Raw genomic sequence first — 12289 nt, 5'->3', positions numbered from 1 at the left:
GTTTAGCACCCGTAATATTTTGACAAAAAAATATTAATCGCGCTTCACCCAATTGGATGATCATCAGATCCACTTAAGAGAGGTTGGCGATCGCCCGATTCAGGAGTTGCGAAAATAGCTCACATTCAGCAGCGGAAATACCAAACATCGCCATATCACGCAATTGGGCCGCAATTGGTGGTAAGATTTTTTCTAGTTCCTTCCCCGCATCCGTTAGCCAGATGCGCCAGATACGGCGATCATGAACATCCCGTTCACGACGTACCAAACCGCGTTCTTCCATCCGATCTAGAACGCCAGTTAAAGTACCTCCCACCTGCTGGAGTTTGTCTCCAATGCTGGAAGTAGGTAAACCATCTTCTTGCCACAAACAACATAACACCAACCAGTGAAATGGCGTCAATCCAAAGGGTTCTAGCTTTTCAGTAAACTTGCGTCCGAATAGCTGTGATAGCAATTTGATTCTATAGCCCAGGTTGTATGGTGCTAAAACTTGCTGCCACGACTCTAAAATTTCGGCATCATTAGGTGTAGAAACCATTTAGGCAACTATTTAGTGTACGTAACATTTTATCTAGATAACTTAGTTTTAGCAATAGATGCGCTTCATCTTTCTTAAAATACGTAAAGCACTACCTAAATTTGGCACAAATTTAGGAAAACCTTGAAAAAGACAGAGATTTATGATATATAAACCAAATCAACGGCTGAAGCTAGATGATACAGACGATCAGCAGTTTTATGCCTATCCGCGCTTCGTCACCCATGTTGATGAAAGCTTTATTCAACAGCTAACAGATTTATATAGCCAGCGACTCAAACCCAACACCCGCATTTTAGATATGATGAGCAGCTGGGTGTCCCATCTACCAGAAGAGATGGAATTTGGACATATTGAGGGACACGGACTCAACGCCGAGGAACTAGGACGGAATCCCCGGTTAAATCATTACTTTGTGCAAAATATCAACGAAAATCCCCAGCTACCCTTGCAGGATCAAGATTTTGATGCCGTTCTCAACTGTGTTTCAGTACAATATATACAGTATCCAGAGGCGATATTTTCCGAAATCCATCGCATCCTGAAACCTGGTGGTGTTGCCATTATCAGCTTTTCTAATCGGATGTTTTTTCAAAAGGCGATTCAAGCTTGGCGCGATGCTTCAGAAGCAACTAGAGTGGAATTAGTCAAACGCTACTTTGCTTCAGTACCAGGATTTACGACCGCAGAGGTAATTGTCAATCGATCAACAGCACCCTATTTTCTTCAATGGTTGGGCGCTAGCGGCTCAGATCCATTTTATGCTGTCATCGCTTACCGCAGTTAAGTTGGGAGTAATGAGTAAGGAGTAAGGAGTAAGGAGTAATGAGTAATGAGTAAGGAGTAATGAGTAAGGAGTAAGGAGTAAGGAGTAAGGAGTAAGGAGTAAGGAGTAATGAGTAATGAGTAATGAGTAATGAGTAATGAGTAATGAGTAATGAGTAATGAGTGAGGAGTGAGGAGTTAGGAGATGAGGGATTACTGAAAAATTATTATTCCCCCCAGTCCCCAGTCCCCAGCGATGCACTGAGCGGTCGTTGTGTCCCCAGTCCCCAGTTCCCAGCGATGCACTGAGCGGTCGTTGTGTCCCCAGTCCCCAGCGATGCACTGAGCGGTCGTTGTGTCCCCAGTTCCCAGTCCCCAGAAGTAGGAAAAATCTGTAACTCAAGACACAGAAAAATTACCAAAAAGTAAAATTTTGGGTCAAAAACCACATAAGGGCTGATAATTGCCTCAAAGCTCAAATACAAGGAGAAGCTAAATATGACTTTCCCCCGTGGGCGTAGAATTTTGGTTGCTTTGTTGCTGTCAGTGTTGCTAATGGTAACATCATGTGCTTCAAAAGCCCCGAGTCGTTTTGACCAGGTACAACAGGAAAGTAGTCGGCAAAAAAGCGGTCAATCCGTTGCTAAAGATGCGACTCAAGGTAGCAAATTGAACAAATTCTTCCCGTCGGGGGGGGATGGCTACCAAAGGGTGTACACTCAAGAGAAAAAAGGCTTTTCGGAAGCAAACTTGAAAAAAGATGGGAAAGTTCTAGCCGTATTGTCTATTTCTGATACCACAAGCACACCGGGATCTGCGGCCAAATTCTCCAATAGCACCAAAAAAATTGCAGGTTATCAAGCGGTAGAAGTAGGGAATACGCAAACTGCGATTTTGGTGGGTAAGTTTCAGGTAAAAGCATTGTCCCGCTCTCCGTCATTTACAGCGAGCGATCGCGCCAGTTGGATCGAGAAATTTAATCTTGATGGTCTAGCTCAATTGAAATGAGTTTAATTGCAAACATTAAATCACGCAAACCCTAAAGGAAGGACATTTTTATGAGCAAACCGATTTTTCAATTAGTTGATGAACTACCAACTAGTAACTTAACTGTTTCTATGTTGAACGCCCTGGATTTTGTCGCTCCTGGTGAATGGCAAAATACAGTTGGCTTTGTCAACACTATTAAGACAGTAACTGGCGAAACCGACGAAGCCCTAATTCAGCAAATTGGCGAACGAGCAATTTATCTTTTTAATGATAAATCCCAAGGCTACCAAACAGCTTTGTGGCTCTATCAAACCGTTGACGGTACAGATAAAGCACTTGGCGCAGCGGCTTTAGCTAATAAGGTAGGAGAGAAAATACCCCTGTTAGGTTTCTTAAACTCTATCACTCCCAAACCAGACAAAGCTCAAAGCATTGACCTAACTTTGAAAGTAGTAGCTGAGGTAGTAGCCTTTTGCCAAATTAACGGTCTTCCTGGTGACAGTATTGGCGATTTTGTGGCTTCTTTGGGTGAATATGGTGGTGAGTCACTGATTCGGATGGTGGCTTTAATTTGCGTTGATGGTTTGATCCCCCTCGGGCCAGATTTCATCCTCAAAGCCTTATCTGGAATTAGTCAAACAAGTCCACACGAGTTAAATCAAAACACCACTTTCCAAAGTATCAAAAATACAATTCCTGGCGGAGGTGACTCAGGTAAACTCGACTTTATCGGACAAAGCTTTGATTCAGTTAAAGGTTGGATGAATAATATTGTCGTTTCCAATGATTTAACGCCACAAAAAGTTGTTGGTAATTTGCAAAGTTTTATAGAATTTTCTGATGACAAGTTAGACTACCTCGGAGCCTTCCTGGATGTGGCGACCAATTACTATGAACATACAGGGACACAAACTTTAGCACGTCGCTTGATTGAACGTGCTGTAGCTGAGATTTAGCTTAACCCGGCAAAAGCCCCACACCATACCCGAAGTTGGTGTGGGATGAATGACGGGATAAAAACGAGACGCCCTCTAATCTGTTTTACCTGCGGTAAAAAACAATTAGAGGGCTGTTGAGTTTTTATCAATATCTTGAGATAGGTAATCACTTCTTGCTATTGTATTCAGTGACGACAAAGCCTAAAATGCTGGTCTAACATAGTACCTTCTCCCAAAGGGAGAGGCTGCGCCAAGAAAACTGAAAATATGGGGTTTTATAGGGAAATGCAACCGTGTATGCGTTGCTGCCTCCTGTAAGTAAAATTTTCAAGGAAACTAGTTTGAACTTGGAATTTTTTAAGACCAAGAGTGGGGCAGGGCACGTACCTCACTATAAAATGCTGTGGTGGGAAAAATGGAGTACCACTAAAGAAGTTCCTGATATCCTTAACAGGACTCGGAAGCCTACACCACATTGCTTGCAATTGGTGTAGGAGTGTCACACAATCCGCGTTACCCCTCCCCTAGGGCGTGTTTTCAAACTATTTGTTTAGCCGGATAAATTTTTAGATACCTCTAAATCCACACGATATGATACCAGCTGTAGGGGCACGGCAATGCCGTGCCCCTACGCGAAATCTATATGTATCAGCGTTTTTGTAGTATTATATGAGACTTTGAAAACACGCCCTAGCCCCTCCCCGCAAGCGAGGAGGGGAATCACAACTCCGCGAAAAAAATATGACAGTTGCGTAAGTCATAATAAACAGGGCTATTTCATTCTCATCTAGCCCGCCTCAGAATGAATTCTGAGTCTAATAGCTAAAGTCGTCTAAAGACGACTGAGAAAAGGTTATAGTCCGTTTTAACGGACTTTAGCTATTAGCCCTACACTTCAGTGTAGGGCGGTTTATGTCTAGGCTGAAATAGCCCTGCATAATAAATATTAAACCGCCAAAAACCGTTGAATCACATCCTGACTGAGTTCATCAGTTGAACCAGAAGCAACAATACCGCCTTTTTGCATAGCGTAATAGTAATCGGCCTGACGGACAAAGTGTAAATGTTGCTCTACCAATAACACAGAAATACCTGTAGTTTCGACGATGCGACGCACTGCGGCTTCAATTTCTAAGATGATTGAGGGTTGAATACCTTCGGTTGGTTCATCTAACACGAGTAATTGAGGTTGTCCCATTAAAGCACGGGCGATCGCTAGTTGTTGTTGCTGTCCACCACTTAAATCACCACCCATGCGCGAAAGCATTTTTTTCAACACGGGGAATAAGCTAAAAATTTCTTCGGTAATTTCTGCTTTTTTGGGCTGATGCTTTCTAGCTTCTAATCCCAACAGCAGATTTTCTTTTACTGTCAAGCGAGGGATAATTTCTCGTCCTTGGGGAACATAACCAATACCGATTTTTGCCCTTTGATCTGGGGATTTTGAGTTAATTAATTCCCCTGCAAAGTCAATTGTACCACTGCGGGGTTTGAGTAACCCCATAATTGTTTTAAGTAGGGTTGTTTTACCTACACCATTGCGTCCAATTAGGCACACCATTTGTCCAGATGGTACAGTTAAATCTACGTTGCGGAGAATATGGCTTTCACCGTAGTAAACGTTAAGGTGAGAGATGTTTAGCATAATTTGTTATTTGTCATTTGTCATTTGTCATTTGTCATTTGTCATTACTCATAACTCATTACTCATAACTCATTACTCATTACTCATTACTCATTACTCATTACTCATTACTCATTACTCATTACTCATAACTCATAACTCATAACTCATAACTCATAACTCATAACTCATAACTCATTACTCATTACTCATAACTCATAACTCATAACTCATTACTCATAACTCATTACTCATAACTCATTACTCATAACTCATAACTCATAACTCATTACTCATTACTCATTACTCATTACTCATTACTCATTACTCTTTGTCATTGGTCATCCCCCCAATCCCCAATCCCTATTCACTGTGTCCTAGATATACTTCGATGACGCGGGGGTCATTTTGGATTTGCTCAAAATTGCCTTCACAGAGTACAGTACCTTCATGTAATACTGTGACTTTTCTGGCAATTTGGCGGACAAATTCCATATCATGTTCAATGACTAAAATTGAATGACTTTGGGCTAGGGTTAAAAGTAGTTCGCCGATATTATAGGTTTCTTCATCTGTTAAACCTGCGACTGGTTCATCAACAAGTAATAAATCAGGGGACTGTGCTACTAACATTCCAATTTCTAAACGTTGCTTTTCTCCGTGGGATAACAAAGCTGCTGGAATGTCTGCTTTAAGAGTTAAACCAATCGTTTCTAATAAACCTTTAATGCTATTTTTTTCAGCCCGATGGGAACGTCCAAACAAGGTAGAAAAAACATTTTTATTGCGGTTACTGGTAATTTCCAGATTTTCTCGTGGCGTTAGATTAAGATAAACTCTCGGTGTTTGAAATTTGCGCCCAATACCCAGGCGTGCAATTTGATGCTCAGGTAAAGAACCCAGGTTTTTTCCTTTGAATAGGACTCGCCCAATAGTTGGTTGGACTTTACCCGTAATCACATCCAAAAATGTGGTTTTACCAGCACCATTGGGACCAATTACTACTCGTAACTCTCCCACATCCATATTAAAGTTAAGTTGGTTTAGAGCTTTAAAACCATCAAAACTCACAGTTACATTTTCAGTTTCCAAGATTTTGGCGTTCATGTTCCACTTCAGGGTCTTCTTCTAAACTGGGATATGTAGCAATTTCTTTAGTGCGGTGAAAAATAGGAATGTTTTGATTACGCAACCATCCAACCAAACCATCAGGTAGCACTGTCACAACAATTAAAAATAGTGCCCCTTGGAAAAATAGCCAGATTTCGGCAAATTGTTCGCTTAAAAAAGCGCGGGCATAATTAACTAATAAAGTACCAACAATTGCGCCGATTAATGTAGCGCGTCCCCCCACAGCTACCCAAATCACCATTTCAATCGAAAAAGCAATATCCATTGCCCTGGGTGACACAGAACCACTTTGGAGGGTGTAAAATGCTCCTGCTATACCTGCGATCGCACCCGAAACAGCAAACACCAAAGTTTTATAATCTGTAGGGTCATAGCCAGAAAATCTGACCCGACTTTCATCATCACGAATTGCGATTAACAAGCGTCCAAAACGTCCACTTGTCAACCAGCGACAAACCCCATAGGTAGCGGCGAGAAACACTACCGTCAGAGTGTAGAAAACCAATTTTGTTTTCCCATCACTAACAGTTGCACCAAAAAATGTGGTGAAATCTATTAATCCATTAGTACCATTAAAAAACTGTTGTTGACCATTAAAAAAATTGAAAAATACAATAATTGCAGCTTGAGTCAAAATCGAAAAATAAACCCCCTTAATGCGATTGCGAAATACCAAATATCCTAAAATTCCAGCTAATAAAGCCGGAATCATCACCACAGCCACCATTGCTATCGGAAAAGAATAGAAAGGTCGCCAAAACCAGGGAAGTTCCGTCACCCCATAAAGTCCCATAAAATCAGGTAATTCACCAGGGGGAACTTGCAACTTCAAATACATAGCAATTGCATATCCACCCAAACCAAAGAAAATACCATGTCCCAAACTCAACAACCCAGTGTAACCCCAAATCAAATCAATCCCCAAAGCCACAATCGCCAGCGACAAAAATCGCCCCAACAAATTCAGACGAAACTCAGACAACACCAAAGGCATAATCAATATAAGGATAAGTGCGATCGCCAGCACCACCCCAACCTCAATCAATATCAACCTAACCCCTTTCCTACTCATTCTTAACTTTGCGTCCTTCGCGTCTTCGCGGTTCATTAAAATCCCCTCCACCCACAAAGATCCAAAGTCAAAAAGACCGACCCTAGACCCTCATCAAGCATCAACACTACGACCCTTTTGCGGAAAAATTCCCGCAGGCTTCCATTGTAAAAATACAATAATCAGCACAAATACCATCACCTTAGCCATACTTGTTGTTGCAAAAAAAATAAAGAAATCAGCCAAAGGCTTAACAGGAGTCAACAACAAAGCCAGAGTACCAGAACCAACTAAAAAGTTAGCTGTACCAATTCCCAAAGCAGCGACAATAGTACCTGCTAAATTACCCACACCACCGACAACCACCACCATAAACGTGTCAATAATATAATTTTGACCCGTATTTGGTCCAACAGAACCGAGTAAACTAATCGCACATCCAGCCACACCAGCCAAACCAGAACCCAGCGCAAAAGTGATAGCATCAACTTTCTGAGTTGGGATACCTAAACAAGCACTCATACTGCGGTTTTGCGTCACAGCCCGAATTCTTAAGCCCCAGATAGAACGCTGTAAAAATAAATAAATTCCAACTACACAAATTATCGTTAAAGCAATAATAAATAACCTAGCAAAAGGTAATTGCACACCACCTAAAGATATACCAGATTGTAACCAAGTCGGAGCCGTTACATCCACATTTTGAGCGCCAAACCAAGGTTTAGTTACTGCTAGCTGATAAGTTTGACTCAATAAATTGCCCGTGACAATTGTCATCCCCAGTGATAAAAATAATATCACCGACACAACCCAGTTACGAATTCTCTCCATATTCGTGCGGGAATTTAACAACCATAAACTCCCAAAAAACAACACAGAAAACAACACTAAGCCAATTACCAATACCCAATTCACACTCCTGACAAACTGCTGAAAAATCAAACTTACTCCCCAAGTTGCGAGGAGAGTTTCTAAGGGGCGTCCATAGAGGTAACGAATCACACCTCTTTCGAGAAGCAATCCGATAGCCGCCGTGAAAATAAAAGCGATGATTAAAGCCAAAAATATATAAACTTCAAACCAAATCCCCCCCAATTGCTTACAACCATTTTGCACAACAAATGTTGTATAAGCACCAAACATCATCAATTCGCCATGCGCCATATTAATTACGCCCATCAAGCCAAATATAATGGCTAGTCCCAACGCAGCAATTAATAAGACAGAACCGATACTAATACCATTAAAGACAGCATCCAAGAAACCTGTTAACACTTTTCTCTCCCACAGCTATCAGCTTGTTATTGTTAGTCATTGGTCAGTTGTCATTGGTCAGTTGTCAGTTGTTATTTGTCTTTTACTAATGACCAATGACTAATGACTAATGACCAATGACTAATGGCTTAGACCTTTTTGTACTTACCACCTTTAGCTGGATCTGACCAATCGCAAGCAAATCCCTTAGTTTCTTTCACAAATTGATTCCAAGGAATAGGCTCAACTGGTGCGGGTGAAGCATAGATAATATCAAACAAACCATCATCCCTTACTTGACCAATCCGCACAACTTTGGATAGGTGATGATTGACATTTAGCGTAACTTTTCCTTCCGGTGCATCGATAGTTTGACCATAGGCTGCACTCCGCACCTTGGCTATGTCAGTAGTACCTGCTTTTTCTACAGATTGTTTCCACAAATAAACTGCGATATATGCAGCTTCCATCGGGTCATTTGTTACCCGATCTGCACCATATTCTTTCTTAAACGCTTCGACGAATTTCTTGTTAGCTGGTGTATCTACTGTTTGGAAGTAGTTCCAAGCTGCGTAGTGTCCTTTGAGATACTGAACACCAATAGCCTTAACTTCTTCTTCGGCAATACTTACAGACATAGAAGGATATTTATCTGGTGTTAAACCAGCACCTTTCAATTGTTTGAAGAAAGCCACATTGCTATCACCATTTAAAGTGTTGTAAATAACTCCGCCATTGGGCAAAGCTTGCTTAATTTTAGTGATGATTGCTGTAACTTCTGTGTTACCTAATGGTAAATAATCTTCACCTACTGTTTTGCCACCTAAAGCTTCTAATTGAGCTTTAATAATGGTGTTAGCAGTCCGGGGGAAAACGTAATCTGAGCCTACCAAAAAGAATTCCTTACCCTTATTTTTGAGTAGCCAATCTACAGATGGTTCGATTTGTTGATTTGGCGCTGCACCTGTGTAGAAAATGTTTTTAGAACACTCTTGACCTTCATACTGTACGGGATACCAAAGCTGATGGTCTTTACTCTCAAAAACTGGCTTAACATTTTTGCGGCTAGCAGAAGTCCAACAACCAAAAACGACAGTCACTTTATCTTGATCAATCAACTTGGTTGCTTTTTCTCTAAAGGTATCCCAGTTAGAAGCGCCATCTTCGACTATTGCTTCAATTTGTTTACCTAAAATACCACCTGCAGCGTTAATTTCCTTGATGGCTAATTTCTCTGCATCGACAACGCTTTTTTCACTAATAGATAGTGTGCCACTGAGCGAGTGTAAAATACCTACTTTGATAGTCTCACCACTAGCCGCAGTTGTAGGAGAAGCAGCAGGAGACGTTGCTGGACTCTCAGTGGGACTGGGGGAGTTATTCGCACAAGCCTTGAGTAAAATGGTGCTACCGATAGTTGCAGAGGTGTAAATCAAAAACCTACGTCGGTTAAATTGTCTACTCATATCTTTGTTAATTTTCCTCACAATAAATTAGTTAGTCCATCAAAATTGACAAGATGAACCTTTAAACTGTGATATTAGTGTAATACGTAACCAAGAAAAAGTTAATATTTATACAAATTTAAGATTTATAACAAGAAAAGATAAACTTCCCCCAATTAAAATTCAATCCGGTTCAGTTACAGCCATTCTTAGGTAAATAGACCACGCTTTTGGGACGCAAGGTCTTAGAGTAGGGGCGAGTAGGGGCGCAAGGCCTTGCGCCCCTACGAAGATTTGTGGTTCAAATGAATGAAAATTGCTGTAAGCATAAAATTGAATGTTGCGATTAAAAAAGTAATTTAATTTATTTAACCAAGCAGACACGGAATCCTGGGTTGGGTTAGCCTACTGTAAGCCAGCTACATTACTCAAGCAAACCTACTCATGTTATGGTTTTTGCCTCTAATTGAACCGTATTGCAACACACCCTACCTTTTTGCTTGTGCAAATAATTCATTTACAGCGATTTTCAGGTAAATGAACCACATTTTTATATCTCACGCATTCGCGTAGCGTCTCGCAGAGAAGGCGCAAAGGCGCAAAGGAAGAAAGAAATACAGATATCGAGGTGTGGTCTAAATACCTGAAAATGGCTGTAAGTTAAATTTGGTCAAACCAATCTTCACCGCCAGGTAATTTGGCTAAATGATGATCAATAATATCTGCTAACTGTTTAGGCGGATATTCATAAGTTAACTGCAAAAGCTTTTGAGCAAAATCAAGCAATAGTTCTCGATTAAGTCTTTGGGACACTTGACTAGGTTTTAAATTACCTTCAAAAATCTCGGCGCTAGCTGGTCTAATGGCGATTGCTATTGCTTCTTCTAAATATTCTTGCCATTGTTCAGCTTTGATATAGTAAGATTTTTGATTGTCTTTAAGATTTAATTTAGCAATTTGAATAACTGAGTCAGAGATAGAAGCAATCCAAGAGTTAGTTAACCGCTGTTCAATTTGATTTTTCATAAGATGAATAAATAATCTAACTAAAAAAGCTTCGATTTTTCGCAGTGTTCCCTGTTTACTCATCTCTTCTAAATCATCAATAATCTCTAGGGCATCATCATAACGCCCTTCTAAAATGCTTTGTCTTAATTCTATCAATTCTTGTGTCATAGATTTTGGTGAATTTGGAATGGGGATTTAGAGGATGTTTTAAAAGTTATCGGCGAATAGAATTCGCTACTACACAAGCAAAGTCCACCTCCGTGGACTAACACAATATTTTCTCTACGAGCGCCGAAGGCTACGCGTAGCGTCTGTCTGCGACGCCGAAGGCTACGTAGAGAAGGTTTTTCAAACCTGGGTCGGCAGGTTTTGTCTGTGTAGCCGCGTTCACGCAGTGTGCCGCAGGCAATTCTATTCGCCTGGGCTTTTAAAACATCCTCTTAAATCAGTGAACAGTCAACAGTTATCAGTTAAAAGTTTTGGGCGATTAGAAATCGCTACTACACAAGCAAAGTCCACCTCCGTGGACTAATACAAAATCAATATTTTCAACCCAGGTCTCTGGGTTTTGTTTGTGTAGCCGCGATTTCTCATCGCCAGGGCTGGGTGAATTTACACTTCAACTTTGACGCCACGCCAAAAAGCAATATAGCCTTCAATGTTCTTTGCTTTCTCTTTGGTGCTGGGATAGTACCAAGCGGCGTCTTTGTTCACTTGTCCATCTACTTCGATGCTGTAGTAACTAGCTTCGCCTTTCCAGGGACAAGTTGTGTGGGTGTTACTATCTTGGAAATACTGTTTGTTAATCGCTTCTGCTGGAAAGTAATGATTTCCTTCTACGACTACAGTGTTATCACTCTCGGCTAAAACTGCTCCGTTCCAAATTGCTTTTGGCATAAGTGAGTTTGGGAATTAAGTTTACAGATCATATTGTCACATTCTCGTGGGGCATGGGGCATCGGACATGGGGTATGGTGAAGATTCACCAATGCTAGCCTCGTGGACGGAGCTTTTAGCCTCGTGGACGGAGCTTTTAGCCTCGTGGACGGAGCTTTTAGCCTCGTGAGCGGAGCTTTTAGCCTCGTGGACGGAGCTTTTAGCCTCGTGGACGGAGCTTTTAGCCTCGTGGACGGAGCTTTTAGCCTCGTGGACGGAGCTTTTAGCCTCGTGAGCGGAGCTTTTAGCCTCGTGAGCGGAGCTTTTAGCCTCGTGGACGGAGCTTTTAGCCTCGTGGACGGAGCTTTTAGCCTCGTGGACGGAGCTTTTAGCCTCGTGGACGGAGCTTTTAGCTTCAACTCATCCGTCCACGAGGCGGAGTCTCTTATACGCTCCCATGCTCTGCGTGGGAGCGAGACAATGTGGGTTATAAGTGTTAAATTGATTTGTATCCCACATTCCGCACCCTAGGGTGTCACATAGTATAATTACTTAAAATATTCTTTTTTTAAAGCTATAAATTATACCTTGCAAACATGCTTTATCCGTTAATATAAGGTTGTAAGTATATTAGACTACTTTGTTTCCTGATAAAAAACAGTAAAA

At 41.3% G+C, this 12289-nt stretch carries 13 protein-coding genes; 4 read left to right on the top strand and 9 right to left on the bottom strand.

The annotated features are described in order from the left end of the window. Positions 1 to 73 precede the first annotated feature (73 nt). Positions 74 to 541: a MarR family transcriptional regulator gene (locus tag HEQ19_00435; protein WYL98219.1), complete on the bottom strand. Its 468-nt coding sequence runs from the start codon at positions 539 to 541 to the stop codon at positions 74 to 76. A gap of 142 nt (positions 542 to 683) precedes the next feature. On the opposite strand from HEQ19_00435, the gene HEQ19_00430 reads away from it, so the two are divergent. Further along, on the top strand, positions 684 to 1328 hold the full coding sequence (locus tag HEQ19_00430) for a class I SAM-dependent methyltransferase (protein ID WYL98218.1): 645 nt from the start codon (positions 684 to 686) through the stop codon (positions 1326 to 1328). On the opposite strand, the gene HEQ19_00425 is transcribed toward HEQ19_00430, so the two are convergent. Then, positions 1290 to 1709, bottom strand: coding sequence for a hypothetical protein (locus HEQ19_00425; GenBank protein WYL98217.1), 420 nt, complete (start codon positions 1707 to 1709; stop codon positions 1290 to 1292). The two genes, HEQ19_00430 and HEQ19_00425, sit on opposite strands and share 39 nt — an antisense overlap. A 95-nt stretch (positions 1710 to 1804) precedes the next feature. Between HEQ19_00425 and HEQ19_00420 the strand changes: the two genes are divergently transcribed. Further along, positions 1805 to 2314, top strand: coding sequence for a hypothetical protein (locus HEQ19_00420; protein WYL98216.1), 510 nt, complete (start codon positions 1805 to 1807; stop codon positions 2312 to 2314). A gap of 50 nt (positions 2315 to 2364) precedes the next feature. Then, positions 2365 to 3252 carry a hypothetical protein gene (locus HEQ19_00415; GenBank protein WYL98215.1) on the top strand — a complete coding sequence of 296 codons (888 nt, stop codon included), beginning with the start codon at positions 2365 to 2367 and terminating at the stop codon, positions 3250 to 3252. A gap of 928 nt (positions 3253 to 4180) precedes the next feature. Here the strand turns inward: HEQ19_00415 and urtE are convergent. Beyond that, a complete protein-coding gene (urtE, locus tag HEQ19_00410; protein WYL98214.1) occupies positions 4181 to 4879 on the bottom strand; it encodes an urea ABC transporter ATP-binding subunit UrtE in 699 nt (232 codons plus the stop codon). Between urtE and HEQ19_00405 the strand changes: the two genes are divergently transcribed. Then, positions 4869 to 5024 carry an alpha/beta hydrolase gene (locus HEQ19_00405; protein ID WYL98213.1) on the top strand — a complete coding sequence of 52 codons (156 nt, stop codon included), beginning with the start codon at positions 4869 to 4871 and terminating at the stop codon, positions 5022 to 5024. The two genes, urtE and HEQ19_00405, sit on opposite strands and share 11 nt — an antisense overlap. Positions 5025 to 5221: 197 nt before the next feature. Here HEQ19_00405 and urtD read toward each other — a convergent pair whose 3' ends face one another. The 6 genes from urtD to HEQ19_00375 all read right to left on the bottom strand — a co-directional run bounded on the left by urtD (position 5222) and on the right by HEQ19_00375 (position 11644). Next, on the bottom strand, positions 5222 to 5965 hold the full coding sequence (gene urtD / locus HEQ19_00400; protein WYL98212.1) for an urea ABC transporter ATP-binding protein UrtD: 744 nt from the start codon (positions 5963 to 5965) through the stop codon (positions 5222 to 5224). Beyond that, positions 5940 to 7061 (bottom strand): urea ABC transporter permease subunit UrtC, encoded by a 1122-nt coding sequence (gene urtC / locus HEQ19_00395; GenBank protein ID WYL98211.1) that lies wholly within the window; start codon positions 7059 to 7061, stop codon positions 5940 to 5942. The genes urtD and urtC overlap by 26 nt, the downstream gene beginning before the upstream one ends. Positions 7062 to 7154: 93 nt before the next feature. Next, complete coding sequence (urtB, locus tag HEQ19_00390) at positions 7155 to 8315, bottom strand: urea ABC transporter permease subunit UrtB (GenBank protein ID WYL98210.1); 1161 nt, start codon at positions 8313 to 8315, stop codon at positions 7155 to 7157. Positions 8316 to 8443: 128 nt separating this feature from the next. Then, positions 8444 to 9760, bottom strand: coding sequence for an urea ABC transporter substrate-binding protein (gene urtA / locus HEQ19_00385; protein ID WYL98209.1), 1317 nt, complete (start codon positions 9758 to 9760; stop codon positions 8444 to 8446). A 639-nt stretch (positions 9761 to 10399) separates the two neighbouring features. After that, on the bottom strand, positions 10400 to 10915 hold the full coding sequence (locus HEQ19_00380) for a DUF29 family protein (protein ID WYL98208.1): 516 nt from the start codon (positions 10913 to 10915) through the stop codon (positions 10400 to 10402). A gap of 444 nt (positions 10916 to 11359) precedes the next feature. Next, entirely contained in the window at positions 11360 to 11644 is a 285-nt protein-coding gene (locus HEQ19_00375) for a DUF427 domain-containing protein (GenBank protein WYL98207.1), read from the bottom strand. Positions 11645 to 12289: the final 645 nt, after the last annotated feature.

This window comes from Gloeotrichia echinulata CP02 (assembly GCA_038087035.1).
Classification (GTDB): domain Bacteria; phylum Cyanobacteriota; class Cyanobacteriia; order Cyanobacteriales; family Nostocaceae; genus Gloeotrichia; species Gloeotrichia echinulata.
This window is presented reverse-complemented; position numbering and strand designations above follow the sequence as displayed.